Source organism: Streptomyces sp. NPDC001530, assembly GCF_042894545.1.
In the GTDB taxonomy this organism is placed as follows: domain Bacteria; phylum Actinomycetota; class Actinomycetes; order Streptomycetales; family Streptomycetaceae; genus Streptomyces.
The window spans coordinates 453,596-479,741 of the sequence record NZ_JBIAVS010000003.1 but is presented as its reverse complement, the minus strand read 5'-3'; the positions used below and the strand labels follow the sequence as shown (position 1 = coordinate 479,741).

At 71.1% G+C, this 26,146-nt stretch carries 21 protein-coding genes and 1 pseudogene; 5 read left to right on the top strand and 17 right to left on the bottom strand.

All coding sequences use genetic code 11. The annotated features are described in order from the left end of the window. Positions 1-2 precede the first annotated feature (2 nt). The 13 genes from ACFY0T_RS07700 to ACFY0T_RS07640 all read right to left on the bottom strand — a co-directional run bounded on the left by ACFY0T_RS07700 (position 3) and on the right by ACFY0T_RS07640 (position 16,940). Complete coding sequence (locus tag ACFY0T_RS07700; RefSeq protein WP_388865574.1) at positions 3-851, bottom strand: TatD family hydrolase; 849 nt, start codon at positions 849-851, stop codon at positions 3-5. Then, complete coding sequence (locus tag ACFY0T_RS07695) at positions 851-1,687, bottom strand: EboA domain-containing protein (protein ID WP_388865572.1); 837 nt, start codon at positions 1,685-1,687, stop codon at positions 851-853. Before ACFY0T_RS07695 ends, ACFY0T_RS07700 begins: the two co-directional genes overlap by 1 nt. Beyond that, positions 1,684-2,613: a sugar phosphate isomerase/epimerase family protein gene (locus ACFY0T_RS07690; RefSeq protein WP_388865570.1), complete on the bottom strand. Its 930-nt coding sequence runs from the start codon at positions 2,611-2,613 to the stop codon at positions 1,684-1,686. Before ACFY0T_RS07690 ends, ACFY0T_RS07695 begins: the two co-directional genes overlap by 4 nt. Beyond that, a complete protein-coding gene (locus tag ACFY0T_RS07685) occupies positions 2,610-3,920 on the bottom strand; it encodes a UbiA family prenyltransferase (protein WP_388865568.1) in 1,311 nt (436 codons plus the stop codon). Before ACFY0T_RS07685 ends, ACFY0T_RS07690 begins: the two co-directional genes overlap by 4 nt. 296 nt (positions 3,921-4,216) lie before the next feature. After that, complete coding sequence (locus tag ACFY0T_RS07680; protein WP_388865566.1) at positions 4,217-5,446, bottom strand: inositol-3-phosphate synthase; 1,230 nt, start codon at positions 5,444-5,446, stop codon at positions 4,217-4,219. Between the two features lie 180 nt (positions 5,447-5,626). Then, a complete protein-coding gene (locus ACFY0T_RS07675) occupies positions 5,627-7,009 on the bottom strand; it encodes a ThuA domain-containing protein (protein ID WP_388865564.1) in 1,383 nt (460 codons plus the stop codon). A gap of 17 nt (positions 7,010-7,026) precedes the next feature. Continuing rightward, positions 7,027-9,525 (bottom strand): PQQ-dependent sugar dehydrogenase, encoded by a 2,499-nt coding sequence (locus ACFY0T_RS07670; RefSeq protein ID WP_388865562.1) that lies wholly within the window; start codon positions 9,523-9,525, stop codon positions 7,027-7,029. A 99-nt stretch (positions 9,526-9,624) separates the two neighbouring features. Continuing rightward, positions 9,625-10,629, bottom strand: a complete 1,005-nt coding sequence (locus tag ACFY0T_RS07665) for a sugar phosphate isomerase/epimerase family protein (protein ID WP_388865560.1) — start codon at positions 10,627-10,629, stop codon at positions 9,625-9,627. A 13-nt stretch (positions 10,630-10,642) separates the two neighbouring features. Continuing rightward, positions 10,643-11,848, bottom strand: a complete 1,206-nt coding sequence (locus ACFY0T_RS07660) for a Gfo/Idh/MocA family protein (RefSeq protein WP_388865558.1) — start codon at positions 11,846-11,848, stop codon at positions 10,643-10,645. A 129-nt stretch (positions 11,849-11,977) separates the two neighbouring features. Then, a complete protein-coding gene (locus ACFY0T_RS07655; protein ID WP_388865556.1) occupies positions 11,978-13,027 on the bottom strand; it encodes a substrate-binding domain-containing protein in 1,050 nt (349 codons plus the stop codon). A gap of 20 nt (positions 13,028-13,047) precedes the next feature. Continuing rightward, positions 13,048-14,067: an ABC transporter permease gene (locus ACFY0T_RS07650; RefSeq protein WP_388865554.1), complete on the bottom strand. Its 1,020-nt coding sequence runs from the start codon at positions 14,065-14,067 to the stop codon at positions 13,048-13,050. Then, positions 14,064-15,641 carry a sugar ABC transporter ATP-binding protein gene (locus ACFY0T_RS07645; protein ID WP_388865552.1) on the bottom strand — a complete coding sequence of 526 codons (1,578 nt, stop codon included), beginning with the start codon at positions 15,639-15,641 and terminating at the stop codon, positions 14,064-14,066. The genes ACFY0T_RS07650 and ACFY0T_RS07645 overlap by 4 nt, the downstream gene beginning before the upstream one ends. A 117-nt stretch (positions 15,642-15,758) precedes the next feature. Beyond that, positions 15,759-16,940, bottom strand: coding sequence for an ROK family protein (locus ACFY0T_RS07640; protein WP_388865551.1), 1,182 nt, complete (start codon positions 16,938-16,940; stop codon positions 15,759-15,761). A 247-nt stretch (positions 16,941-17,187) separates the two neighbouring features. On the opposite strand from ACFY0T_RS07640, the gene ACFY0T_RS07635 reads away from it, so the two are divergent. Then, a complete protein-coding gene (locus tag ACFY0T_RS07635; RefSeq protein ID WP_388865550.1) occupies positions 17,188-18,603 on the top strand; it encodes a low temperature requirement protein A in 1,416 nt (471 codons plus the stop codon). Between the two features lie 182 nt (positions 18,604-18,785). Here the strand turns inward: ACFY0T_RS07635 and ACFY0T_RS07630 are convergent, their stop codons facing one another. The 4 genes from ACFY0T_RS07630 to ACFY0T_RS07615 all read right to left on the bottom strand — a co-directional run bounded on the left by ACFY0T_RS07630 (position 18,786) and on the right by ACFY0T_RS07615 (position 22,176). Beyond that, the gene (locus ACFY0T_RS07630; RefSeq protein WP_388865548.1) at positions 18,786-19,463 is read right to left on the bottom strand and encodes a GntR family transcriptional regulator; all 678 of its coding nucleotides are present in this window, start codon (positions 19,461-19,463) and stop codon (positions 18,786-18,788) included. A 179-nt stretch (positions 19,464-19,642) separates the two neighbouring features. Further along, the gene (locus ACFY0T_RS07625) at positions 19,643-20,590 is read right to left on the bottom strand and encodes a beta-ketoacyl-ACP synthase III (protein ID WP_388865546.1); all 948 of its coding nucleotides are present in this window, start codon (positions 20,588-20,590) and stop codon (positions 19,643-19,645) included. 157 nt (positions 20,591-20,747) lie between these two features. Then, complete coding sequence (locus ACFY0T_RS07620) at positions 20,748-20,876, bottom strand: hypothetical protein (protein WP_388865545.1); 129 nt, start codon at positions 20,874-20,876, stop codon at positions 20,748-20,750. After that, entirely contained in the window at positions 20,848-22,176 is a 1,329-nt protein-coding gene (locus tag ACFY0T_RS07615) for an OFA family MFS transporter (RefSeq protein ID WP_388865543.1), read from the bottom strand. Before ACFY0T_RS07615 ends, ACFY0T_RS07620 begins: the two co-directional genes overlap by 29 nt. A 287-nt stretch (positions 22,177-22,463) precedes the next feature. On the opposite strand from ACFY0T_RS07615, the gene ACFY0T_RS07610 reads away from it, so the two are divergent. The 4 genes and pseudogenes from ACFY0T_RS07610 (at position 22,464) to fdhD (ending at position 26,050) form a co-directional block, all read left to right on the top strand. Further along, the gene (locus tag ACFY0T_RS07610) at positions 22,464-23,435 is read left to right on the top strand and encodes a 2-dehydropantoate 2-reductase (protein ID WP_388865541.1); all 972 of its coding nucleotides are present in this window, start codon (positions 22,464-22,466) and stop codon (positions 23,433-23,435) included. Next, on the top strand, positions 23,432-24,874 hold the full coding sequence (locus ACFY0T_RS07605) for a molybdopterin oxidoreductase family protein (protein WP_388865540.1): 1,443 nt from the start codon (positions 23,432-23,434) through the stop codon (positions 24,872-24,874). The genes ACFY0T_RS07610 and ACFY0T_RS07605 overlap by 4 nt, the downstream gene beginning before the upstream one ends. 164 nt (positions 24,875-25,038) lie before the next feature. Further along, positions 25,039-25,179 (top strand): annotated as a pseudogene (locus tag ACFY0T_RS07600) (Fe-S-binding domain-containing protein); the annotation flags it as partial. A 7-nt stretch (positions 25,180-25,186) separates the two neighbouring features. Further along, a complete protein-coding gene (fdhD, locus tag ACFY0T_RS07595) occupies positions 25,187-26,050 on the top strand; it encodes a formate dehydrogenase accessory sulfurtransferase FdhD (protein WP_388865538.1) in 864 nt (287 codons plus the stop codon). The last annotated feature ends 96 nt before the right edge of the window (positions 26,051-26,146 follow it).

Here is a 26,146-nt window from a genome sequence, read left to right as displayed (position 1 = left end):
GCTCACTCCCCGCCGCGAAGGATGGAGTTGCCTTCGTGGGTCGCGTCGGTGCCGGTCACGTCGAGAGACAGCCGTCCGCTGAGCCCGTAGAAGGCCACGGGGTTACGCCACAGCACCCGGTCGACGTCGTCGTTGGCGAACCCGGCCTTCAGCAGGGCGTCACCGACCCGGCGGGTCTTGAGGGGGTCGCTCCTCCCCCAGTCCGCGGCCGAGTTGACGAGCACCTGCTCCGGCCCGTACTCGCGCAAGATCGCGACCATCCGGTCCTCGTCCATCTTGGTGTCGGGATAGACGGAGAAGCCCAGCCAGCAGCCGCTGTCCTTGGCCTCCTTCACGGTGGTCTCGTTCAGGTGGTCGATCAGGACCCGTTCGGGGGAGAGAGCGGACTCGCGGACGGCGTCCAGGGTGCGGCGCAGGCCGGCCAGCTTGTCGCGGTGCGGGGTGTGGACGAGGGCGGGCAGCCCGTGGTCGGCGGCGAGCTGGAGCTGGGCGGCGAGGGCGGTGTCCTCGGCGGGGGTCATCGAGTCGTAGCCGATCTCGCCCACGGCCACGACCTGGTCCTTGACGAGATAGCGGGGCAGTTCGTCGAGGACGGGGACGCAGCGGGGGTCGTTCGCCTCCTTGGGATTGAGGGCGAGCGTGCAGTGGTGGGCGATGCCGTACTGGGCGGCGCGGAAGGGTTCCCAGCCGAGGAGCGAGTCGAAGTAGTCGAGGAAGGAGGCGGATGAGGTGCGGGGCTGGCCGAGCCAGAAGGACGGCTCGACGACGGCGCGGACGCCCGCGGCGTGCATGGCCTCGTAGTCGTCGGTGGTCCGTGACGTCATATGGATGTGGGGGTCGAAGATGCGCATCAGGACTCCTTGCCGGAGGTGCCGGACGTGCCGGAGGTGCCGGGTCCCGCGGATGCGCCGGGGCTTCCGGAGGCACCGGGGCTTTCGGACGTTCCGGTGGGGGTGGCCGTGGGCTCGGTCAGGGCCAGGACGCGGTACAGGTCCTCGGGTACGGGACGGCCCGCGGCGGCGCGTTCGTCGGCGTAGTCGGCGAGCATGCGGGCGAGTTCGGCGTCGGCGCGGGCGCGCCGGGGCAGGTCGGCCACCTCGTCGAGGGCGACACCGGTGAACAGGCACTTCAGGACGGCATGGCGCCAGTTGTGGGCGTCCAGGTGCTCGGCGGCGTACGGACCGACGGCGGCGGCGAGGAGCCGGGTGTCGTTGGTGCGCAGGGCGTCCTCGACGAGGGGTAGTGCGTCGGGGCCTGGCACCAGGTGCGGCAGGGCGTGCAGGACGGCTCGGCGTTCGGCGGCGGTGCCCTGGCGGTAGACGCGGGTGAGTGCGTCCGGGTCGGCGCGGGCGGCGTGCAGGAGGAGCACGCGGGCGGCGTCGGCGTACTCGGGCCCGCATCGGCGCCCGGCCTCGGCGATCCGCAACTCCCAGACGGAGATGGGGCCGTGCGTGCCGGGGTGGGCGGCCGCCTCGTCGAGGGCCTGGTCGAGCCAGGCGCGGGCGGCTGAGCCGAGGTGGGTGTTCAGCCGGGCGTGCAGGGCGGCGAGGGCGGGCTGGGCCGGGTGGCCGACCTGGCTGGGTCGGCCGCCGTGGTGGTGCTCGCTGTGCGGGCCGCCCTGGTTGTCCTGACCGTGCTGGCTGTGCGGGCCGTGCGGGCTGTGCTGGGTGCGGTGCGGGTGGCTCATGGGGTTCTCCCTTCGGGGCCCTTGGGGATCGCCCGGGCCGCGCGGTGGAGGAACGGGAGGGACAGTTCGGCGAAGTGGGGGCCCGCGTGGGAGTGGCGGGGCAGTTCGACGACGGTCAGGGCCTGGTAGCCGGTGGCGGCCAGGGCCTCGAGCACGGGCGGGAAGTCGATCTCCCCGTCCCCGAACGGGAGGTGTTCATGAATGCCGCGGCGCATGTCCTCGATCTGGACATGGCGCAACCAGGGGGCGGCGGCGCGTACGCAGTCGGCGGGAGGAAGGGGTTCGAGGCACTGGCAGTGACCGATGTCGAGGGTGAGGCCGAGGGCAGCCGGATCGCCAAGTGCTCGGCGAAGACGGTGGAAGTCGGCGAGGGTGGCGAGGAGGTGGCCGGGTTCGGGTTCGACAGCGAGGGGGACGCCGGCGCGGGTGGCGGCGTCCAGCACGGGGGCGAGCGCCTCGGCCAGGCGTTTCCACGCGGTGTCCTCGTCCGTGCCGGCCGGGGTGACTCCGCTGAAGCAGTGCACGGCGTGGGCGCCGAGGTCGGCGGCGACCCGCACGGCCCGGATGAGCAGGTCGACGCGGCGCGCACGGTCGTCCGGGTCGGGGTCGAGGAGCGAAGGACCGTGTTTGCGCCGCGGGTCGAGGACATAGCGGGCGCCGGTCTCCACGGTGACGCCAAGTCCCAGCGTGGCCAGCCTGTGGGCCACCCTGCGGGTGCGGGCGGCCAGGTCAGGGGCGAGGGGGTCCAGGTGCATGTGGTCGAGGGTCAGGCCCACGCCGTCGTAGCCGAGGTCGGCGAGGAGGGAGAGTGCGTCGTCGAGACGGAGGTCGGTGAGGCCGTTGGTGCCGTAGCCGAAGCGGAGGGGGTGGGGCACCGGGGCGGGGCTCGCTTGGGCGGTCGGGCGGGGGCGGGGGCTCGTGGTCATGTGACGCTCACCTTCCTCGCGAACGTGCGGGCCGCTGGGGCGAGAGCGGCGGTCAGGAGAGCGGTGACAGGGGCACCCGCGCGGGCGGCGAGGGTGGCCTGGAGGGGGATCATGGCGCGGATTCCACCGCCGACGGCTCGTTGGGTGAGCGGGGGTGAGGGGTTCAGGGCGGCGTGGAAGAGAGGGCGAGCGGAGGTGGCTGCGTAGGCGAGGGTGAGGGCTTCGCGCAGGGTGTCTGTCACGGGGTTCGGGGAGGGGCTGGGGCCTGGAGCGGCGCCGGATGCTTGGCCGCGTCTCGCCGTCGGGGCGTCAGCGCGTCCTGGGTGCCGAGCCGTTGAGGCATCGCCGCCCGGCCGCCCCGCGCCCGACCGGCGGTTTGACAGTGCCCAGGCCAGCGCACCGGTCGTGGCCAGCCCTGCCAGCGGTGCCACCGACGAACCGCCCTGCGTCTCGCCGCGCGACACCGTCGTCACCGCGAGGGTGTGGGTGGCCATCGTGAGGGCAGAGGGGAGGGCGCGGCGGGCGATGCGACAGGCGGCGGTCACGCCGAGAAGCACGTCGGCGGCGCGCGCAGCACGCCCAGTGGTCTCCGTGGAGAGCAGCCGACCCCGGCTGCGAGGCCTGGCAGCGGTGGCCACAGCGCCAAGCAGCACATCCCGCCCGGGCGCGGCACGTCCGGTCGTCGCCGCGCCGACGAACCGACTCTGGCTCCCAGCCGTGCCAGCGGTCGACACAGCGCCGAGTGGCACGGCCGGGTCGCTCGCAGCACGTCCGGTCGCCGGCACGCCGACGAGCCGATCCCGGCCACCGGCCGTACCGCCGGTGGCCACAGCGCCGAGGAGTACGTCCAGGCCGCGCGCGGTTGCCATCGCGGCAGGGCCGGCGGGGGTTCGTTTGAGCGTGAGGTCGTATGCCCAGACGGTGGCCGCGAGGGGGGCGGCGATCGCGAGGGAGGGGCGGCCCGCGCGGGCTGCCAGGGCGAGGCCCGCCGCCGTCAGGGCTCCGGCCGCCGCGAGTGCCGCGGCCGGGTGGATGCGGCCGGAGGGCAACGGGCGGTGCGGGCGTTCCACTGCGTCCTCGGCTCTGTCGGCCCAGTCGTTGAGGGCCATGCCCGCCTCGTAGAGGCAGAGGGAGGAGCCGATGGCGAGAAGGGTGCGGCAGTTCGGGCGGGTGCCGACGGCGGCGGCCCCCGCGAGGGCGTCCCCGGGGACGGTGAACAGGGCGGGCAGGCGCAACAGTTCGGCCCAGGCCCAGGCATTCGCTCGCGCCCTCGTGCCCAACCCGGCCGCACCGCCTGCCCTGGCCACGCCGGCTGCACCGCCCGCACCGGCCACCCCTGCTGCACCGCCCGCCCCAGCCAACCCGGCCGACGCACTCGCCCCGGCCAGCCTCCTGGGGGCGCCCTCGCTGGCCAGCCCAGTGACCGCACTCGCCCAAGCCCATCCAGTCACCGCACTCGCCCTAGCCAGCCCAGCCGCGGCGCTCGCCCTCGTCAACCAGGCCGTCGCGCCGACCTCAGCCACGCCCACCGACTCGCTCAACCCAGCCGGCTCGCGCTCCCCAACAGAGGCGCCCGGTCGGGCCGTCGTAACCCGCCGCAACCTCACCAGCCCTCCCCCGCAAGTCCCCGCAGCCGGCCCGCGAACCCCGCCAAGGCCGCGTACTGCTCGCCCAGTGCCGAGGGCCCGTCCCCCACTGGGTCCTTGAAGTAGAAGGCGAGTTCGCTCAGTGGGCCGGTGAGGCCGGCCTCGTGGGCCCGGGCGGTCAGGCGGGCGAGATCGAGGACCAGGGGGGCCGCGAGCGCGGAGTCGCAGCCCTGCCAAGTGGTCTGGAGGATCATGCGCGTGCCGAGGAAGCCGTCGAAGGCGATGTGGTCCCAGGCGGTCTTCCAGTCGCCGAGGGCGGGCACGTCGTCGATGTGGGTTTCGCCCTCGGGGGCCGTGCCGAGGGTGTCCGCCAGGACGCGCTCCTTGCCGGCGTTCTTGGCCGCGGCGGCGGCCGGGTCGGCGAGGGCGGCTCCGTCGCCGCCGCCCAGGAGGTTCGTGCCGGACCAGGCGCGGACCGTCAGCGCGCGCTGGGCGAACATCGGGCCGAGCACCGACCGGAGCAGCGTCTGGCCGGTCTTGCCGTCGCGCCCCGCGTAGGGCAGCCCGCTGGAGTCGGCCAAGGACGCCAGCGCCGGGTGGTGCAGGCCCGTCGAGGGGGTGAAGTTCACGTACGGGCAGCCGGCCCGCAGCGCCGCCGCCGCGTACAGCGAGCTCGGCGGCAGTCCAGCCCCGCCCCCGCCGCCGGCGCCCTCCGTGAAGGCCGCCCCGGCACGAGCACCCTCCATGGAAGCCACCCCGCGGGGAGCCGCCACCCCAGAAGCCACCCCACCCGGAGCCGCCTCCGTCGAGGCCACGTTCACCACGACCGCCCGGGTCAGTCCGTGTCGGCGTACGAAGTCCCGTATGTCCGTGGCGAAGGCGTTCACAAGTTGAGCCGGGTCGCGGGTGTCGCCCGGGACGGGGCCGCCGGGTCGGATTTCCCGGTCGGCGGCTTCCAGTTCGGCCGCGATCGCCGACGGGAGGCCGTGTGGGAGGACGCCACCGGCGACCAGGGCCTCTGCCCGTTTCGGGAGCGGGCAGTCCACCGTGTCATGGCCGCCGAAGACGAGGGACGGCAGGGCGGGCAGGCCGCAGTCGGCGAAGAGGTCGGTCTCGGTGACCATGCCCGTCGGGGCGTGCAGGCCGGCGGTGACGGCCGCGCAGCCCGCGATGACGGTGGTGGCGACGGAGCCGCGCGCTCCGATCAGCCACACCCCCACCCGGGATTCGGAAAGGGACGCGGACATGGGCAGCCTCCTTGTCGTACGTCAGCCAGGAGATGTGTCAACCAGGAGATTCGTCAGCCGGGAGAAATGGCAGACGGGAGGAATGGCAGACGGGAGATATCGCAGACGGGAGACACATCAGCCGGTAGAAGCGAGGGCGAGACGGCGGGCGGGAGTACGGCGTCTCCCGCCCGCCGCCGTTCAGTCGCCCGGCGAAGCCGTGTGTGCCAAGGGCTTCGTGGGCAGTTCCTTGATCCGGACGTTGCGGAAGGACACCTCGTCGTCGGCCCCGTGGTTCTGGATGCCGACGTGCCCGTCGCGCAGGCTCCGTGCCGGATCGGTGTTGGTGAAATCGTTGATCTTCACGCCGTTGAGCCAGACGCGGAGCCGTTCGCCCTCCACGCGGATCTCGTACGTGTTCCACTCCCCCGGCGGGTTCAGCGCGCGGTCGCGCTTCTCGATGTCGGCGGACTGGAAGCTGTACACGGCCCCGGTCGTGCGATCGGGGGCATCGGTCGCGTCGATCTGGATCTCATAGCCGTTGTTCACGGCAGACCAGGGGTCGTCGGAGGCCGGGAAGCCCACGAAGACACCCGAGTTGTCGTCCCCGGCCAGCTTCCAGTCCAGCTTCAGCGAGTACGACCCGAAGCCGGAGTCGGTCCCGGAATCGGTCCCCGCTCCGGCGTACCAGAGCATCCCCAGCCCGCCGTGCGACGTCAGAGTGCCGTCGTCCGACAGCGAGAACGAACCCGGTCCCGCCTGCTTCCACGCCGACAGCGACTCGGCCGTGCCGTCGAAGAGCGGCCGGTAGCCGTTCTCCGGGCGGCAGTCGGCCTGCGCGTCGCCGATGGCGTACCGGATGCCGCCCAACAGGTGCTGCCGGAAGGCTGGTTCGGCGTAGGACTCCTTGGTGTGGCCGCCCCCGGTGTAGAAGGCGCGGCCGCCCTGGTACTCCTGGCACCAGGCGATCGGATGGTCGCCGCTCATCGTGCCGCCGGTGTACGAGGACTCGTCGAGCGAGGCCAGGACATGGACCCGGTCGCGGGGATTGGAGCGGTAGTTGTACCACTCGTCCGTACGGTTCCAGGCCTGTGGCAGTTCCGAGGTCGCCGGGTGCGAACCGTCCTCGACGTCGACCGTCGCGCGCTGGATGGCCGGGTGCGACTGGAAGTACGCCCCCACGAGACCGCCGTAGAAGGACCAGTCGTACTCGGTGTCGGCGGCCGCGTGGATGCCCACATAGCCGCCGCCCCGCCTGATGTACCGCTCGAAGGCGGTCTGTTGGGTGTCGTCGAGGACGTCACCGGTCGTGGACAGGAAAACCACGGCGTCGTACCGGGCGAGGTTACGGGCCGTGAAGGCGCCCGTGTCCTCGGTGGCGTCGACCGCGAAACCACCGGCCGTCCCCAACTCACGTACCGCCGCGATCCCTTCCGGAATCGAGTCATGCCGGAAGCCGGCGGTCTTGGAGAAGACCAGGACGCGGCTCTCGTCGGCTCCCTTGGAGGCGGCCGGTCCCGACACACAGCCGATGAGCAGAGCGGCCGCGGCACCCACGGTCAGTATCTGTGCCGATGTGCGCATGCCCGTCACCCCTCCCGTCAGCTCGTTGTGAAGGTGAAGTCGTCCACGTCGTAGAGCGCGCCGGTTCCGCTCCCCTTGAAGACGAGGTAGAGCGTGGTGGTGCCGCGCGGTGCACCGGTGAGGTCAGCGCTCACGTCCTGGAAGGTCTCCCAGCCGCCGGTCACCGGCACGGTCGCGGTGCCCAGCAGTCGGCCGGTCGAGGAGCCCGCGCGGACCTCGAGGGTGCCGCCCGATCCGGCGGACGAGATACGTGCCGTGATCTTCGTGGCGTTGCTCAGCACATACGGCTCGAACGAGATCCAGTCGCCGTTGTTGATGTCGCCGACCGTCTTGCCGCCGTACGCGGTGGCCTTCGTCTGGACCGTGATTCCCGAGCCGTTGCCGTAGTGCTCGGCCTGGCGGTGCCTGGGCTGGGCGACATGCTGGTCGTGGCTGGTCAGCGAGGCCTGGCCGCCGCCTCCGCCGTCCGTGTACTCGGCATCGAAGACTCCGAAGATGTTCGCGTCGTCGTCATGTCCGTCGCCCGCGCCGGTCGAGATGGTGCCGCTGCACCCGTTGGCCGAGGTCAGAAGGTGGCCGTGGCTGTCGTGCCCGAGGATGAAGTTGACCTTCACCTTGGCGCAGTCGATCGGCCCGTCCTCCGGGTCCGTCACCTTCACCTTGAAGGGCACGGTGTCACCGAAGCTGAACAGCTGGCCGTCACGCGGGAGTTCAAGGGTCACCTTGGGTGCGGTGTTGCCGACCACGACCTGCACACTCGCACTCCCCGTACGACCTGAGGCGTCCTTGGCCGTCACGGTCGCCGTGTAGGTGCCGTTCTTCTTGTACGTGTACGCCGGGTTCGCCGCCGTCGACTTGCCGCCGTCGCCGAAGTCCCAGCTGTACGTGAGGGCGTCACCGTCGGCGTCGGACGAACCGACGGAGGAGAAGCGGACCTTGAGCGGGGCCTGTCCCGAGGTGCGGTCGGCCGCGGCCTGGGCGACGGGCGAGTGACCGTCGGTGGCGTTCTCGATGCGGTACAGGCCCGAGTTCTCGTCGCCACCGAACCAGGCGGTGCCGTAGTCCAGGACGTACAGCGCGCCGTCGGGTCCGAACGCCATGTCCATCACCTGGGTGCCCGTCCACGGGAAGGCGTTGATGGACTGCACGGTGCCGCTGCCGTCCGACACGATCCGCTTGATCCAGCGGCGGCCGAACTCTCCGGCGAAGAAGTTGCCGTCGTACGCCTGCGGGAACTTCACCGGCGAGTCGAGCGAGGCGTCGTAGTGGTAGACCGGGCCGCCCATCGGGGACTCCGAGCCGCTGCCGAACTCCGGGACGGAGGCTCCGTCGTACGGGATCCAGGCGGGCTGGGCCGGAGGCAGGTCGGTGAGGCCGGTGTTGTGCGGCGAGGTGTTCTTGGGTGCGGCGCAGTCAAAGGCCGTGCCCGAAGCGCCAGTTGAGAAGTCGTAGTCCACGTAGGCATCGTTCTTGCCGGTGCAGTACGGCCAGCCGAAGTTGCCGGGGCCGGTCACCCGCGCGAACTCGACCTGGCCGCCGGGGCCGCGTGCCGGGTCGGCCGCGCCCGCGTCCGGGCCGTAGTCACCGACGTAGACGATGCCCGTCGCCTTGTCGACACTGAAGCGGAACGGGTTGCGGAAGCCCATCGCGTAGATCTCGGGGCGCGTCTTGTCCGTGCCGGGCGGGAAGAGGTTGCCGTCGGGTATGGAGTACGAGCCGTCGGCGTTGACCTTGATGCGCAGGATCTTGCCGCGCAGGTCGTTGGTGTTGCCGGCCGAACGCTGGGCGTCGAAGGCCGGGTTACGGTCGGCGCGCTCGTCGATGGGCGTGAAGCCGTCCGACTGGAAGGGGTTGGAGTCGTCGCCGGTCGAGAGGTAGAGGTTTCCGGCCGCGTCGAAGTCGATGTCGCCGCCGACGTGGCAGCAGATGCCGCGGGAGGCCTGGACGTCGAGGATCTTCTTCTCGCTGGCGTTGTCGAGGGTGCCGTCGGCCTTCAGAACGAACCGCGAGAGGCGGTTGACGCCGTCGAAGGGCGCGAAGTCGGCGGCCGTTCCGGTCTCGGGGGCGTCGCCCGCCGGGGTGTTCAGCGGCGGCGCGTAGTAGAGGTAGATGTAGCGGTTGGTGGTGAAGCCGGGGTCGATGCCGACGCCCTGCAGGCCTTCCTCGTCGTGGGAGTAGACGGCAAGCTTGCCCGCGATTTTCGTGTTGCCCGCCGCGTCGGTGAGGCGGAGTTCGCCGTCGCGCGAGGTGTGCAGGACCGAGCGGTCCGGGAGCACGGCGAGCGACATGGGCTCGCCGACCTCGGGTTCGCCCTTGGCGAGGGTGACTTGCTGGAAGTCCTCGGCAGCGGCGGCCGTGGCGTCACCCGGGTCGGCGACGGCTGCGCCGGCCGGGGGTGTGGTGAGGGTGAGGGAGGCGGCGGCGAGCAGCGCGCCGCTCAGCAGGGCGAGTGCCCCGCGGAGTCTCGGACGTCTCGAGTGGCTCGTGTTCTTCCTGTTTCTGGCGTTCGGGTGCACGAAATGCCTCCATGACGGGGCTGGTCGTACGGGGCGGGTGCGTAACGCCGGGGTGCGCCGTCACCCCGGAACTCGCTGAACTGAACTTGCTGATGCGGCCTAGTCGTTGCCGCCGAACGCCGCGTCGAACGAAGCCGACGGCGGCTCGAAGTCGTATGCCTTGAGGCGGGTCAGGGCTTCGGGTGCGCCCTGTAGCCGGTCCATGCCGGCGTCCTCCCACTCGACCGAGATGGGGCCCGCGTAGTCGATGGAGCGCAGCATCCGGAAGACGTCCTCCCAGGGGACGTCGCCGTGGCCCGCGGAGACGAAGTCCCAGCCGCGGCGCGGGTCGCCCCAGGGCAGGTGCGAGCCGAGCCGGCCGTTGCGTCCGTCGAGCCGCTTGCGGGCTTCCTTGCAGTCCACGTGGTAGATGCGGTCGCGGAAGTCATAGAGGAAGCCGACGGGGTCGAGGTCCTGCCACACGAAGTGCGACGGGTCGAAGTTGAGGCCGAAGGCCGGGCGGTGGTCAACTGCCGCCAGAGTCTTGTGCGTTGTCCAATAGTCGTATGCGATCTCGCTCGGGTGGACCTCGTGGGCGAACCGCACGCCCTGCGCGTCGAAGACGTCGAGGATCGGGTTCCAGCGCGTCGCGAAGTCCTCGTAGCCGCGCTCGATCATCGACTCGGGCGCGGGCGGGAACATCGCGACCAGGTGCCAGATCGCCGAGCCGGTGAAGCCGATGACGGTGTCGACGCCGAAGGCCGCCGCGGCACGCGCGGTGTCGGCGATCTCGGCGGCGGCCCGCTGCCGTACGCCCTCGGGTTCGCCGTCGCCCCAGATGCGGGCGGGCAGGATCGCCTGGTGGCGTTCGTCGATGATGGCGTCGCAGACGGCCTGGCCGACCAGGTGGTTGGAGATCGCCCAGCACTTCAGGCCGTACTTGTCGAGAAGCGCGTGCCGGGAGTCGAGGTACGCCGGGTCGGCGAGCGCCTTGTCGACCTCGAAATGGTCGCCCCAGCAGGCAAGTTCGAGTCCGTCGTAGCCGAAGTCGCGGGCGAGGCGGCAGACCTCTTCGAGGGGCAGGTCGGCCCACTGGCCGGTGAAGAGCGTGAAGTTGCGCGGCATTCCCGGGGCCTCCTCAGACCGCTATGGGGGTGTAGACGGAGTTCTTCTCGGCGCTCTCCTCCACCGCCGCGAGCACGCGCTGCACTTGCAGCCCGTCGGCGAAGGACGGCACAGGGGGGCGGCCCGCCGCGATGGCGTGCACGAGGTCGCGGGCCTGGTGCACGAAGGTGTGCTCGTAGCCGAGGCCGTGGCCCGGCGGCCACCAGGCCTCCAGGTAGGGGTGGTCGGGCTCGGTGACGAGGATGCGGCGGAAGCCCGCGTGCGCGCCGGGTTCGGTGTGGTCGTGGTACGAGAGTTCGTTGAGGCGTTCCAGGTCGAAGGCCAACGAGCCGCGCTCCCCGTTGAGTTCGATGCGCAGGGAGTTCTTGCGCCCGGTCGCGAAGCGGGAGGCCTCGAAGGAGGCGAGGGCGCCGGAGGCGAAGCGGGCGGTGAAGAGGGCGGCGTCGTCGACCGTGACGGTGCCGACGCCCACCGCTTCCGACACCGCGGACAGGCCGCTGGACGCCCCACCCGGCAGCGGCCGTTCCCGTACGAACGTCTCGGTGAGCGCGGAGACCCCGACGAGCTGCTCTCCCGCCAGATACTGCGCGAGGTCGACGATGTGGGCCCCCAGGTCGCCGAGCGCTCCCGACCCGGCCAGCTCCTTGCGCAGCCGCCAGGTGAGCGGGAACTCCGGGTCGACGAGCCAGTCCTGAAGGTACGTCACCCGCACGTGCCGCAGGGCGCCCAGGCGGCCCTCGGCCACCATGGAGCGGGCGAGTGAAGTGGCGGGCAGCCGACGGTAGTTGAAGCCGACCATGGACATCTGGCCGCGCGCGAAGGCCGCTTCGGCGGCCGCCGCCATCACCTCCGCCTCATCCACCGTGTTCGCGAGGGGCTTCTCGCACAGTACGTGCTTGCCCGCGGCCAGGGCGGCGACGGCGATCTCCGCGTGGCTGTCGCCGGGGGTGCAGATGTCGACGAGGTCGACGTCGTCGCGGGCGATCAGGGCGCGCCAGTCGGTCTCGGCCGCCGCCCAGCCGTGCCGGTCCGCCATCGCCCGTACGGCCTGTCCGTCACGGCCGCAGACGGCGGCGAGGACCGGGCGGCGCGGCAGGTCGAAGACGCGGCCCACGGTACGCCAGCCCTGTGAGTGGGCGGCGCCCATGAAGGCGTAACCGACCATGCCCACGCCCAATGGCGGCTTCTCGGCCTCGTCGCCCTGGTGCGGCTGTCCCATGCGGATGTCCTCCTCGTCGTCGTGGCACGGTGGGGGGTGGGGCCTGATCCCCAGTGGGTCCTGATCCCGGTGGGACCCGGCCTCGTGGGGGCCTGATCCGCCGGACAGGCCCCATGGGGGCAGGGCGCGTCACTTGAAGCCGGTGGCCATGTACTGCTTGACGTTGTCCTTGTCGACGACGGCCGAGTAGAGGGTGAGCGAGGCGGGGATCTCGAACTCGGCGAGGCCGCCGACGCCCTTGCCCTGACCGAGCGCGCGGGCGAGGTCGATCGCGGACGCGGCCATGGTCGGCGGGTACAGGACGGTGGCCTTGAGGACGCTGTTGTCGGCGTCGATGGCCTGGAAGGCGGAGAGGGCGCCGGCGCCGCCGACCATCAGGAAGTCATCGCGCCCGGCCTGCTTGATGGCGCGCAGCGCGCCCACACCCTGGTCGTCGTCGTGGTTCCACAGGGCGTCGAACTTCGACTGGGCCTGCAGGAGTTGGGCCATCTTGGCCTGGCCGGACTCGACGGTGAACTCGGCGGCCTGCCGGGCGACCTTCTTGATGTTCGGGTAGTTCTTCAGGGCCGCGTCGAAGCCCTGGGTGCGCTGCTTGGTGAGCTCCAGGTTGTCGAGCCCGGCGAGTTCGATGACGCGGGCGTCCTTCTTGTCCTTGAGCTTCTCGCCGATGTAGTGCCCGGCGTTGAGGCCCATGCCGTAGTTGTCGCCGCCGATCCAACAGCGGTACGCCTGCGGGGAGTTGAAGATCCGGTCGAGGTTGACGACCGGGATGCCCGCGCGCATCGCCTTCAGTCCGACCTGGGTGAGCGCCTTGCCGTCGGCGGGCAGCACGACCAGGACGTCGACCTTCTTGTTGATCAGTGTCTCGATCTGGCCGATCTGCGCGGCCGTGTCGTTGGAGCCCTCGGTGATCTCCAGGGTGACGTCCGAGTACTTCTTGGCCCGGCTCTTGGCGTTGTCGTTGATGGCGTTCAGCCAGCCGTGGTCGGCCTGCGGGCCCGCGAAGCCGATGGTGACGTGCTTGCCGGGCTTGTCGTCGGCGGCCGGCTGATCGTTCGCGGCCGGCTTCTCGTCCTTGGTGTCATTGCTGGTGCAGCCGACGAGGAAGGCACCGGCCGAGACGGCGGCGGTCCCGAAGAGCAGTCCTCTGCGACTCGTGAGGCTGGTGGGTTCTGGCATGGCGGTGGACCCTTCCCGTGTCAGGTCGTGCTTGCTGTGCGCCGCTGGACCAGGACCGCGGCGACGATGATCGCGCCCTTGGCGATCTGCTGGACGTCGCTCTGGAGGTTGTTCAGCGCGAAGATGTTGGTGATCGTCGTGAAGATCAGCACGCCGAGCACCGAGCCGGTGATGGTGCCGCGGCCCCCGCTGAGCAGGGTGCCGCCGATGATCGCGGCCGCGATGGCGTCGAGTTCGTACAGGTTGCCGTTGGTGTTCTGGCCCGAGCCGGACAGGATGATCAGCAGGAAGGCGGCGATGCCGCAGCACAGTCCGGAGAGCAGATAGAGGTACAGCCGCTGCCGTCGTACATCGATGCCGGCGAGCCGGGCCGCCTCCGCGTTGCCGCCGACGGCGACCGTGCGCCGCCCGAAGGTGGTGCGGTTGAGGATCAGCCAGCCGATGACCGTGACGACCGCGAAGACGAGGACCAGCGGCGGAATGCCGAGCACATAGGAGTCGCGCTCGCCGAGCTTCAATATGCCGTCCACCGTGACGATCTGGGTCTTGCCGTCGGTGATCTGGAGGGCCAGGCCGCGGGCCGAGGCGAGCATGGCGAGCGTCGCGATGAACGGGACCATTCCGCCGTACGCGATGAGCAGGCCGTTGACCAGACCGCAGCCCACGCCGACGATCACCGCGGTGAAGAGGATGCCCGCGAAGCCGTACTCCTGGGTGGCGACCGTCGTGGCCCACACCGAGGAGAGCGCGACGATCGCGCCGACCGACAGGTCGATGCCGCCGGAGGTGATGACGAAGGTCATGCCGACGGTGACGACACCGATCACCGAGGCCTGGGTGAGGACGAGTTGGAGGTTGCGGGTGTCGAGGAACTCGTCGGGCTTGGTGATGCCGCCGATGACGATCAGGGCGGCGAGCACGCCGAGGAGCGAGAGGGTGCGGACGTCGGCGCGGGCCGCGAGCGTCCGCCACGGGGCGTGCTCCTTGAACGGGGACACCTTGGGGGTGTCGTCCCTGGGCGGAGATACGGGCTGCGTCACGACGCCGGGCTCCCTTCACTGGCCACCGGGCTTCCTTCAGCCGCGGCGCTTCCGTCACCGGCCGCCGGGCTTCCTTCCATGACGAGGTCGAGTACGCGGTGTTCGTCGAGCTCCCGGGCGGGCGCCGTGTGGACGACGCGCCCCTCGCGGAGCACCAGGACGCGGTCGGCCAGACCCAGCACTTCGGGCACTTCGCTGGAGACCAGCAGGACGGCGAGGCCTTCGTCGGCGAGGCGGCGGATGACCGCGTACAGCTCGGCGCGGGCGCCGACGTCGACCCCGCGGGTGGGTTCGTCGAGGAGCAGTACGCGGCAGCCGCGCAGCAGCCAGCGCGCCAGGACGGCCTTCTGCTGATTGCCACCGGACAGCGTCCGGATCGGGACCGACGGGTTGTCGGGGCGCAGGGACAGCTCGCGGGTCGCCGCCCGCGCCGCGCCGCGCTCGGCACGCCGGTCGATCCAACCCCCGTGTGCGAAGCGGGACATGGAGGACACCGACACATTGCGGGTGACGGACTCCAGCATCAGCAGGGCCTGCGCCTTGCGCTCCTCCGGGGCGAGCCCGAGTCCGGCGCGGACGGCGGAGCGTACGCTGCCGGGGCGCAACGTCCTTCCGTCCACGCTGACCTGACCCGCCGTGGGCTTGCGGGCCCCGTAGATCGTCTCCAGGATCTCGGAGCGCCCCGAGCCGACGAGCCCGGCCAGGCCGATGATCTCGCCCGGGCGCAGGTCGAGGTCGAGTGGCGCGAACTCCCCTTCCCGAGCGAGGCCTTGGACCTTGAGCACGGGCTCACCGGGCGGGCGCGACCGGGGCCGTTCCGGGAAGACGTACTCGACATTGCGCCCCGTCATCAGCGCCACGACCTCGCGCGTCGGTGTGGACTTCGCGGGCAGCCCGCCCGCCACGGCGCGCCCGTCCTTCAGCACGGTCACGCGGTCGCCGATGCGGCGGATCTCCTCCAGCCGGTGCGAGATGTAGACGACGGCGACGCCGTCCGCGGTCAGATCGCCGACGATGCGGAAGAGGTTGTCGACCTCGTCGGGGTCGAGGGCGGCGGACGGCTCGTCCATCACGATCAGGCGTACGTCGTGGGAGAGCGCCCGGGCCATCGAGACGATCTGCTGCTGGGCCGCCGACAGCTCACCGACGAGCCGCGCCGGGTCGATCTCGGGATGCCCAAGTCGCTTGAGCAGAGCGGCGGTTGACGCCTTCGCCGCCTTTCCCCGTACGACGAAGCCGGCGGCCGTGGGTTCATGCCCTAGGTGGACGTTCTCGGCCACCGACAGGCCCTCCACCAGGTCGAGTTCCTGGTAGATGGTGGCGATGCCGAGGCGCATGGCGGCGATCGGCGACCTGAGGGTGACCTGTGCGCCGCGCCAGTTGATGGTGCCGTCGTCGGGCTGATGGGCGCCGGCCAGGACCTTGATGAGCGTGGACTTTCCGGCGCCGTTCTGGCCGAGCAGGCAGTGCACTTCGCCGGCCTGGACGTCGAGGTCGACGCCGTCGAGGGCCCGGACTCCGGGGAACGACTTGGTGATTCCGGACATGGTGAGCAGCGGTGGTTCTGGTGCCATGACGGTTCCCCTCGGCGGGCGTGCGGGCCGGTTTCAGGGCAGGGCGCTTACAGGACAAGCGATTTCAGGGCGTGGCAGAGCAGGGCGCTGTACAGGTGTGAGCTACGGAAGAGGTGGTTACGCGGGTGAGAACAGGTGGTCGCTGATCAGCCGGGACGCGCCGATCACGCCGGCGGTCGGGCCCAACTCCCCGAGCACGATGGGAAGGTTGCCCGTCGCCAGGGGGAGCGACTGGCGGTAGACCTGGGTGCGGATCGCGGCGAGCAGGGTGTGGCCGAGACCCGTCACCCCACCGCCGATCACCACCAGGCCGGGATTGAAGAAGGAGACGAGTCCGGCGATGACCTGGCCGGTGCGATTGCCGCCCTCGCGGATCAGATCGAGTGCGGTGGCGTCGCCCGCGGCGGCCGCGGCGGCGACGTCGACGGCGCTCAGGCTGCCGTTGGCCTCCAGACGCGTCACGAGTTCCGCCGAAAGGCCCTGCTGGGCCGCCTCCGTGGCGTCACGGGCCAGCGCGGCGCCGCTGAAGTGGGCCTCCAGGCACCCCCGGTTGCCGCAGGCGCACGGACGTCCGTCGGGCACGGCCTGGATGTGCCCGATGTCGCCCGCGCTGCCCGTCGTACCGCGGTAGACCTCACCGCCGACGACGATGCCGCAGCCGATGCCCGTGCCGATCTTGACGCAGAGGAAGTCGCCCACGGAGCGTGCGACGCCCGCGTGCTGCTCCCCCATGGCCATCAGGTTCACGTCGTTGTCGACCATGACCGGGCAGCCGAGTTCCTGGCTGAGCGCCTCACGGACCGGGAAGCCGTCCCAGCCGGGCATGATCGGTGGGGCGACCGGGACGCCCTCGGGGAAACGGACGGGCCCGGGGACGCCGATCCCGGCGCCGTCGAACCCCTCCGCGAGCCCCGAGGCCCTCAACTTGGCGGCCATGGACAGGACTTGCTCGAAGACGGCGACCGGGCCCTCGCGTACGTCCATGGGCTGGTTGATGTGCCCCAGGACTTCCAGCTCCGCGTTGGTGACGGCCACGTCGATCGAGGTGGCGCCGATGTCGACGCCCAGGAAGCGCAGCGCGGGGGCGAGCCGGATGTTGTGGGAGCGGCGGCCGCCACGGGAGGCGGCGAGTCCGTCGGCCACCACGAGCCCGGTCTCCAGGAGCCGTTCCACCTCGACGGCCAGTTTCGACCGCGACAGGTCGATCTGATCGCCCAGCTGGGCACGGGAGTTGGGGCCACCGTCGCGCAACAGGCGCAACAGGCGGGCCTGGTGCGCGTTCCCGGGTCGTGCCGTCATACGTCTCACGAGCCCCTCCCCGCCTCAATCGGCCTGCGTCCGTCGCGTTCCGGCCAACTCGCCGCCGTCTCGCTTTCGAGGGGAACGTAGCAGTGGCTGCCGGGAGTGGGAAGAAGTAGCGCACGAATTGCCGTCAGCTTTCTCCACTGACAGGACAAAGGCCCGCCTGGAGCCGGTACGGAAGGCCACACACGAAGGGAGGACGCCCGCATACGATCTGCGCATCGAACGGTTTCGGGGGGAGCGCATGAGCACGACGGGGAACGAGGCGGCGTTCACGGCACTGGGCAAGGCGGGGCGCGCGGACGTGGACGAGGCAGCGCGTACGGAAGCAGTCGAGGCGCGGCGCGCGGCAGTGGACGAGGCAGCACGCGCGGACGTGGACGAAGCACGACGCACGGAAGTGGGCGAGGCAGCGCGTACGAAAGTGAGCGAGGCAGCGCGCACGGAAGTAGCCGAAGCAGCGCGCGCAGAAGCGGACGAGGCGCGGCGCGCGGCAGTGGACGAGGCGGGGCGCAGGGTCAGCACCCTGGAGCTCTTCTTCGACCTGGTCTTCGTCTTCACCCTCACCCAGCTCACCGTGCTGCTCGCCGCCGACCTGTCGTTCGCGACGGCGGCGCGGGTCGCGCTGATCTTCGTGGTGCTGTTCTGGATGTACGGCGCGTACGCGTACCTCACCAACCAGGTGCCGCCCGACCGGCCCTCGCGGCGGATCCTGCTGATGCTGGGCATGGGTGCGTTCCTGGTGTGCGCCCTGGCCATCCCGCGCGCCTTCGACGACGGCGGAGTCGTCTTCGGTCTCGGCTTCCTGGCCGTCGTCCTCGTGCACAGCGCGCTCTACACCCGCAGCCACGGCCGCGATGTCATCTGGTACGCGGTGCCGAACTCCCTGGCCGCGCTGTCGGTCACGGCGGCGGGGCTGTTCGACGGGCTCGCCGCCGACGGGCTGTGGCTGCTCGCGCTGGTGCTGCAGTTCGTCACGCCGTTCCTGGCCGAGCACGGTCCGCGGCGCCGGGAGGGGCGCGACGCCGCCTCTCTGCGTACCCAGTTGGGCGCTCTCGATCCGGCCCACTTCGTGGAGCGGCACGGGCTGCTGCTGATCGTCGCGTTTGGCGAGTCCGTCATCGCTATCGGCATCGGCGTCGGCGATCTGCCGCTGACGGCAGACCTGTTCGGCGGGGCCTTCCTCGCTCTCGCGCTGGCCGCCGCGCTGTGGTGGACGTACTTCGTGCGCGACGAGCACGGCGCGGAGGTCGCGTTCTCGGCGACCTCGCCGGACCGGCGCTGGCGCCTGGCGATGAACGCGTACTACTACGCCTTCCTGCCCATGCTGCTCGGCATCGCCTATCTCGCGGCGGGTGTGAAGAAGACGCTCGGACATCTCACCGAGCATCTGCACACCGGCCCGGCCCTCGCGCTCGCGGGCGGAGTCACGCTCTTCCTCGCCGGGGACGTGGCGTTCCGCGCGGTGCTGCGGCTCTTGCCGCTGGCCTACCGCGCGATCGCGGTGCCGGTCGCGCTGGCCACCGCGCTGCTCGGCATCCGCCTGTCGGCGGTCGTCGAACTCCTCGCGTTGGTGGGGGTGTTGGTGGCGATGCTGGGGGCGGAGGCACGGTGGTCACCGTGCCGGCCCGCGACCGAGTCCCAGGCGGCCGTGGGCTGATTGCTTCTGGCGCTCGTGAGCGAGCGTGGCCACCGACTACTTCTGGCGCTCATGAGCGAGCGTGGCCACCGGCTACCTCTGGCGATCGTGAGCGAGCCGGACAACCCAGCTCCTTATCGCGCTCGTGGTCGAGCCGGGCAACCCGGCCCTTATCGCGCTCGTGGTCGAGCCGGGCACCCCGGCTACTTCTCGCGCTCGTGGTACATCTTGCGCGTGTGTTCCGTGTGGGCGCGCATGACGGCTGTGGCGCGCTGCTCGTCACGGTCCGCGATCGCCGCGATCAGCTCACGGTGCTCGATCCAGGACTGGCGGCCGCGCTGTCGGGCGACCGGGGTGTAGTACCAGCGGACACGCCGGTCGACCTGCGCGGCCAGCTCGGCGAGGACCGTGTTGCCCGCCAGCTCCATGACCTTCGCGTGGAGCCGGGCGTTCATCGCGACCGCGCCGTCCACGTCGTCGTCGGCGACCGCACGCTCGCCCTCCGCGCACAGCTCCTCGAGCGCGGTGATGGCCGCGGTGCCCGCGTTGGCCGCGGCGAGCCGGGCGGCCTCGGCCTCCAGGAGCGTACGGACCGTGAGGAGCTGGTCCGCCTCCTCCTCGGTCGGTTCGTGCACGAACGCGCCCTGAGCGGGCCGCAGATCGACCCAGCCCTCGGTGCTGAGGCGCTGCAGCGCTTCGCGCACGGGCTGCCGGGACACCCCGAGGTGCCCGGCGAGTTCGCTCTCGACGAGGTGCTGGCCCGGCTGGAGGGCGCGGGTGGTGATGAGTTCGAGCAGCGCCTCGTAGACGCGGTCGCGCAGCGGGCCGGGCCGTTCGAGCTTGGGCACCGCACCCTGCGGCAGTCCTGTCGTCGACAACATGACGGTCCCTCCTGGGCAGCGCCGTCGCTGCAAGATGAAAGCCAATTATGAATTGTCTTTCGCCTACAGTCTACGGCGCACAAACGCCAGAAGGCACAGGAGTTGGGCTCGTCACACCGGGGCGTACGAAGGCCGTACGACGGCCGTACGAAGAGCGTGCGAAGGGACTGACGATCAGCTCACGGACAGCGGACGACCTGTCCCGCGTACGACAGATTCCCGCCGAAACCGAAGAGCAGGACAGGGTCGCCGGTGGAGATCTCCCCGCGCTCCACGAGCTTGGAGAACGCGAGCGGGATGCTCGCGGCGGACGTGTTCCCGGAGTCGGTGACGTCCCGCGCGACGACGGCGTTGACCGCGCCGATCTTCACGGCGAGGGGCTCGATGATGCGCAGGTTCGCCTGGTGCAGCACGACGGCGGCGAGGTCCTCGGGCGCGAGGCCCGCGCGCTCGCACGCCTTCCGCGCGATCGGCGGCAGCTGGGTCGTCGCCCAGCGGTAGACGCTCTGCCCCTCCTGCGCGAACCGCGGGGGCGTGCCCTCGATGCGCACCGCGTGCCCCATCTCGGGCACCGAGCCCCACAGCACGGGCCCGATGCCGGGCTCCTCGCCCGCCGGGCTGGCCTCGACCACGGCGGCTCCCGCCCCGTCCCCGACGAGGACACAGGTCGTACGGTCGCTCCAGTCCGTCACCTCGGACATCTTGTCGGCGCCGATGACCAGCGCGCGGGTCGCGGCGCCGGCGCGCACGGCGTGGTCGGCGGTCGCGAGGGCGTGCGTGAAGCCCGCGCAGACGACATTGACGTCCATGGCGGCCGGTGACGGGATGCCGAGGCGGGCGGCGACCCGGGCGGCCATGTTCGGGGAGCGGTCGATGGCCGTGGAGGTGGCGACCAGGACCAGGTCGATGTCGTTCGGGGTGAGGCCCGCCGCCGCGAGCGCCTTGGCGGCCGCGTGCGCGGCCAGCTCGTCGACCGGCTCGTCGGGCCCGGCGATGTGGCGCGTGCGGATGCCCACCCGGCTCCTGATCCACTCGTCGCTGGTGTCGACCAGGCCCGCCAGGTCCTCGTTGGTGAGTACCTTGGCGGGCTGGTAGTGGCCGACGGCGGCGATCCGTGAGCCGTTCATGAGTGGTCCCCCTCGGTGCCTTGGGTAGCGGGATCCACCAGTCTGATCAGTGACTCACGGGTACGACGGCAGGTGATGCCACAGGATTGAAGCGCCAGGCTTGTCGGCTTCCCTCAGACCCTCGGACGCCCGAACACCGTCCGCACGCGCCCGGGCGTCACCCCGTGAACAACTGCTTGGCCTTCAGTACGAGCTCGTACAGGCCGTAGCACAGGGGCGCGGCCACCCACAGCCAGGCGAAGGTGATCAGTCCCCGCCTACGGGGCGGACTGCTCTCGCTGGACATCGACGGCCTCCCTCGGTGCGGGAATGTGGTGCCGGACATGGACGGGTCGTACCAGCTCATTGGCGACGAAGCCGACCGCGAGCAGGCCGATCATGATCAGGAACGAGAGACCGTAGAGGGACGAGCCGTGCTTGCCCGCCTCCTCCTGGTGGTCCGCGATCCAGTTGACGATCAGCGGGCCGAGGACGCCCGCCGTGGACCAGGCGGTGAGCAGCCGGCCGTGGATCGCGCCGACCTGGTAGGCGCCGAAGAGGTCCTTCAGGTAGGCGGGGATCGTCGCGAAGCCGCCGCCGTAGAAGGAGAGGATCACCAGCGCGCAGATGATGAACAGCGGCTTCGAGGAGTCCCCGAACCAGGCGATGAGCGCGTACATCAGCGCGCCCACCCCGAGGTAGACCCGGTAGATGTTCTTGCGGCCGATCAGGTCGGACGTCGACGACCAGCCGATACGGCCCGCCATGTTGGCCGCCGACAGCAGCGCGACGAATCCGGCGGCCGCGGAGACCGAGACCTGCGTGGAGGTGTCCGCGAAGAAGTCCGTGATCATCGGCGCGGCTTTCTCCAGGATGCCGATGCCCGCGGTCACGTTCATGCAGAGCACGATCCACAGGCACCAGAACTGCGGGGTGCGTACGGCGTTCCGGGCGGAGACCTGCACCCCGTCGAGCGCGCTCGGTGCGGACGCGACCGGCTTCTCGCCGCGCGGCACCCGCACCAGCAGCACGCCGAGCGACATGAAGACGGCGTACGTCAGCCCGTGCACGAGGAAGGCGAGCGCGATCCCGGAGGAGTCGGCGCCGAACGACTTGAGCATCTGCGTGGACCAGGGCGAGGCGATCAGCGCGCCGCCGCCGAAGCCCATGATCGCGATGCCGGTGGCCATGCCGGGCCTGTCCGGGAACCACTTGATCAAGGTCGAGACGGGTGAGATGTAGCCGATGCCGAGGCCGATCCCGCCGACGAAGCCGTAGCCGAACACGATCAGCCAGTACTGCTCGGTGGCGGCGCCCAGCGAGGCGATCAGGAAGCCGGAGGAGAAACAGACGAGGGCGACGGTCATCGCCCAGCGCGGCCCGTTGCGCTCGACGAGCGTGCCGCCGAACGCGGCCGACAGACCGAGCATGACGATGCCGAGCTGGAAGGGCAGCGCGCTCTGGGTGCCGCTGAGGTCGAGCGCGGATTCCAGCGGCGGCTTGAACACGCTCCAGGCATAGGCCTGGCCGATGGAGAGGTGGACCGACAGAGCGGCCGGCGGGACGAGCCAGCGGCTCCAGCCGGGCGGTGCGACAGGGGGGCTCATGATCCCGAACGATAGGAAGCGGTTGCCCGAGGGGGAAGCCGCGCGACGGAAACTGGTCGACCGTATGCGATGAGCGGTACTCCTGGCGCGACGAACGGTCGGCGGGGCGGGGCGAACGGTCGCGTGAAGGCCGCACGAAAGGCCGTTCGAATGGCCACGAAAGGCCGCCCGGGTGCCGCCCAGCCCCGCCCCAACCCTTGCTGCCGCCAGCTCCATCCTGTAGACAATATTTCGTCGACACAGTTCGGCAGTTCCTCGGTACCCTCGACCGAACGGAGCGCCACACAGTGAAAGTCGCAGTTCTCGGTGCCGGTGCGATCGGCGCCTACGTCGGCGCCGCGCTGCACCGCGCAGGCGCCGATGTGCACCTCGTCGCCCGTGGACCGCATCTGGCGGCCATGAGGCAGCACGGAGTCAGAGTCCTCAGTCCGCGCGGAGACTTCACCGCGCGGGCCCACGCCACCGACGACCCGGCCGAGATCGGTCCGGTCGACTACGTCTTCCTGGGCCTGAAGGCCAACTCGTACGCGGCGTGCGGGCCGCTGATCGAGCCATTGCTGCACGACACCACGGCGGTGATCGCCGCCCAGAACGGCATCCCCTGGTGGTACTTCCACCAGCACGGCGGCCCGCACGACGGCCACCGCATCGAGAGCGTGGACCCGGGCGGCGCGGTCAGTGCGGTGCTCGCGCCCGAACGGGCCATCGGATGCGTGGTCTATGCCGCGACCGAGCTGGAAGGACCGGGAGTCGTACGCCATCTCGAAGGCACCCGGTTCTCCATCGGCGAGCCCGACCGCTCCCTCTCGGCGCGCTGTCAGGTGTTCAGCGAGGCCATGCAGGCGGGCGGACTCAAGTGTCCGGTCGAGCAGGATCTGCGCAACGACATCTGGCTCAAGCTGCTCGGCAACATCTCCTTCAACCCCATCAGCGCACTGGCCCGCGCGACGATGCGGCAGATGTGCCTGCACGGCGGCACGCGCAAGGTCATCGAGATCATGATGACCGAGACGCTCGCGGTCGCCGAGGGCCTCGGCTGCAAGGTCGGCGTCTCCATCGAACGGCGCCTGGCCGGCGCCGAACGCGTCGGCGACCACCGCACCTCGACGCTCCAGGACCTGGAGCGCGGCAAACCGCTCGAACTCGACGTGCTGCTCGCGGCCGTCGTGGAACTGGCGGAGATCACCGAGGTTCCGGTGCCGACGCTCCGTACCGTCCACGCCATCTCGGATCTGCTCGCGCTGCGGACCGCGGCATGAGCGAACGCCGCCCGAAGACGTACGCCCGGCTCACCCATCCACTGGTCCGGGACTCGCGCGAGGAACCCTTCCGGCAGGCCGACTGGGACGAGGCGCTGACCCGCGTCGCCCAGGGGCTGAGCCGGGCGCGCGGCGCCTTCGGGATGTTCTCCCGCATCTCGTCGCACGAGGAGGCCGAGCAGGCCGTCGGCCCGCGCCGTGCGTCGACGGCCGAGTGGGCGGAGCGCCCGCTCGGGCTGAACGTCGGCACCGACATCCCGATGGCCCACGCGATCGGCCGGGAGATCATCCGGGCGGGCCTCGCCGATCATGCCTTCATCGAACGGGAGACGACCGGCTTCGAGGAGTACCGGCAGCTCGTCGACCCCTGGACCCTGTCGCTCGCCGAGAAGGTGACGGGCGTACCGGCCTCCGCCATACGGGAGTTGGCGCATGCGTACGCCCGCGCCGAGCGCGCCCGACTGTGCTGGACGCCGGGCACCACGAAGCACGGCACCAGCGCGGACAGCGTACGCGCACTGATCAATCTGTCCCTGCTGACCGGGCGCGTGGGCCGCTACGGCTCCGGGCTCCACCCCCTGCGCGGGCAGAACAACGCGCACTACGGGCTGAACCCGACGGAGATGTTCGAGGCCATGGAGGAGGGGACGCTCAAGGCCGTCTACTGCGTCGGGGAGAACCCGGCGCAGTCGGAGGCCGACAGCGAGCGGGCGACGCGGCGGATGAGCGCGCTCGACTTCCTCGTCGTGCAGGACATCTTCCTGACGGAGACGGCGGAGTTGGCGGACGTCGTACTGCCCGCCTTTGCCGGATGGCCTGAGACCGACCGCACAACCACCGACAGCGAGCGTCGAGTGCAAGGGGTCCGCGCGGCGGTCACCCCGCCGGGCGAGGTCCGCGACGACATCGACATCATCTGCGATCTCGCCACGCGCCTCGGTCACGACCGGAAGTACGCGGACGCCGAGGCCGTCCGGAACGAGCTGCGGTCGGTGTCGCCGGTGGAGTGGGGCCCGCGCGCGCCCTTCGGACTGGTCCGGCACGACCCGCCCGTCGACCTGACGGACGAGCGGTACCCCATCCGGCTCACCGCGGGGCGCCGCCTCGACTCGTACAACACCGGTGTGCGGAGCGGCAGTTTCCCGTCGCCGCTGCGGCGCGGTGAGTACATTGAGCTGTGCCCGGAGGACGCGGAGCACTACGGCGTGGTGGTCGGTGAGGAGGTCCAGGTCTCCTCACGGCGCGGCTCGATGGTGGCGCCGGTGTGGGTGGACACGGCGCTGCGGCCCGGGCTGGCGTTCACGACCATGCACTTTCCGGACGAGGTGGACACCAACCAGCTGAGGGTCGAAGCGACCTGCCCGATCGCGGGGACGGCGGAGTTCAAGGCGTCGGCCATCCGGATCGAGAAGCTGCCGGTCGCGGCCGTGCGGAGCTGAGGCCGGACATGGACCCGCACTTCGGTGACAGCAGGCCGACGGACGAGGAGCGGGCGGCGGTCGACCCGCCGCTCGGTCCTCCGGCGTCGGTGTGGGAGGGCGCCGGCGACCGCTCGGACGCCGACTTCAGGCGGGTTCGCGGTGGCCGGGAGGCCCGGGACCGCGGAGTGGGCTCCTACCTCACCCCGCATATGCAGGACAATGAGATCGTCAAGGTCACCTCACCGCACGACAACCCGGTGACCCACGGCAACCTCTGCATCAAGGGCCGCTTCGGCCACCAGCACGTACAGAACCGGGACTGATCAGGACATGGGACGAGTCACGGAACGACGCAAGGTGATCCGTATCCGGGACGGGGCCGTGAGCACCCGCCCGGACACGCTCGTCGCCGAGGAACCACTGGAGATCCGCCTCAACGGCAAACCCCTCGCGATCACGATGCGCACCCCGGGCGACGACTTCGCGCTGGCGGCGGGCTTCCTGGTCAGCGAGGGCGTGCTGGGCAGGGCCGACGAACTGCAGAACATCGTGTACTGCGCGGGCGCGACCGTGGACGGCTCCAACACGTACAACGTCGTCGACGTACGGACGTCGCCCGGCGTCGTCATCCCCGACATCACGCTCGAGCGCAACGTCTACACGTCGTCGTCCTGCGGTCTGTGCGGCAAGGCGAGCCTGGACGCGGTCCGTACGACGGCCCGCTGGGCGATCGACGACACGGCGGGCGACACCACTCCCCCGGTGCGGCTGGAGCCCGAGCTGCTCGCGAGCCTCCCCGACCGGCTGCGGGCGGCCCAGCGGGTCTTCGACCGGACCGGGGGCCTGCACGCGGCGGCGCTGTTCACGGAGGAGGGCGAGCTGGTCGACATACGGGAGGACGTGGGCCGGCACAACGCGGTCGACAAGCTGGTCGGCCGCGCCCTGCAGAACGGCACGCTCCCGCTCTCCCGGACGGTCCTGCTGGTCTCGGGGCGGGCCTCCTTCGAGCTGGCGCAGAAAGCGGTGATGGCGGGCATCCCGGTGCTCGCGGCGGTCTCCGCCCCGTCGTCCCTGGCGGTCGACCTGGCCGCGGAGACGGGCCTGACCCTGGTCGGCTTCCTGCGCGGCTCCTCCATGAACGTGTACGCGGGTGAGCACCGCATCGCCCTGCGGGCCGCGGCCACCCAGGGCTGACCGGCTCCCCGCGACACGGCGGCGGGGCCCCGAACGGCGGGGAGCGCCCCCTGCGCCGGAGGGGCCCCGCCTCAGCCCTCCCGTCGCTCAGCTCCC

Bases quoted from the DNA above. Each gene is read 5' to 3' on its own strand.
- ACFY0T_RS07675 (WP_388865564.1), bottom strand. From the start codon at position 7,009: ATGCGCACATCGGCACAGATACTGACCGTGGGTGCCGCGGCCGCTCTG.
- ACFY0T_RS07660 (WP_388865558.1), bottom strand. From the start codon at position 11,848: ATGGGACAGCCGCACCAGGGCGACGAGGCCGAGAAGCCGCCATTGGGC.
- ACFY0T_RS07630 (WP_388865548.1), bottom strand. From the start codon at position 19,463: ATGTTGTCGACGACAGGACTGCCGCAGGGTGCGGTGCCCAAGCTCGAA.
- ACFY0T_RS07635 (WP_388865550.1), top strand. From the start codon at position 17,188: ATGAGCACGACGGGGAACGAGGCGGCGTTCACGGCACTGGGCAAGGCG.
- ACFY0T_RS07640 (WP_388865551.1), bottom strand. From the start codon at position 16,940: ATGACGGCACGACCCGGGAACGCGCACCAGGCCCGCCTGTTGCGCCTG.
- ACFY0T_RS07690 (WP_388865570.1), bottom strand. From the start codon at position 2,613: ATGACCACGAGCCCCCGCCCCCGCCCGACCGCCCAAGCGAGCCCCGCC.
- ACFY0T_RS07645 (WP_388865552.1), bottom strand. From the start codon at position 15,641: ATGGCACCAGAACCACCGCTGCTCACCATGTCCGGAATCACCAAGTCG.
- ACFY0T_RS07695 (WP_388865572.1), bottom strand. From the start codon at position 1,687: ATGAGCCACCCGCACCGCACCCAGCACAGCCCGCACGGCCCGCACAGC.
- ACFY0T_RS07625 (WP_388865546.1), bottom strand. From the start codon at position 20,590: ATGAACGGCTCACGGATCGCCGCCGTCGGCCACTACCAGCCCGCCAAG.
- ACFY0T_RS07680 (WP_388865566.1), bottom strand. From the start codon at position 5,446: ATGTCCGCGTCCCTTTCCGAATCCCGGGTGGGGGTGTGGCTGATCGGA.
- ACFY0T_RS07665 (WP_388865560.1), bottom strand. From the start codon at position 10,629: ATGCCGCGCAACTTCACGCTCTTCACCGGCCAGTGGGCCGACCTGCCC.
- ACFY0T_RS07615 (WP_388865543.1), bottom strand. From the start codon at position 22,176: ATGAGCCCCCCTGTCGCACCGCCCGGCTGGAGCCGCTGGCTCGTCCCG.
- ACFY0T_RS07700 (WP_388865574.1), bottom strand. From the start codon at position 851: ATGCGCATCTTCGACCCCCACATCCATATGACGTCACGGACCACCGAC.
- fdhD (WP_388865538.1), top strand. From the start codon at position 25,187: ATGGGACGAGTCACGGAACGACGCAAGGTGATCCGTATCCGGGACGGG.
- ACFY0T_RS07605 (WP_388865540.1), top strand. From the start codon at position 23,432: ATGAGCGAACGCCGCCCGAAGACGTACGCCCGGCTCACCCATCCACTG.
- ACFY0T_RS07620 (WP_388865545.1), bottom strand. From the start codon at position 20,876: ATGTCCAGCGAGAGCAGTCCGCCCCGTAGGCGGGGACTGATCACCTTC.
- ACFY0T_RS07655 (WP_388865556.1), bottom strand. From the start codon at position 13,027: ATGCCAGAACCCACCAGCCTCACGAGTCGCAGAGGACTGCTCTTCGGG.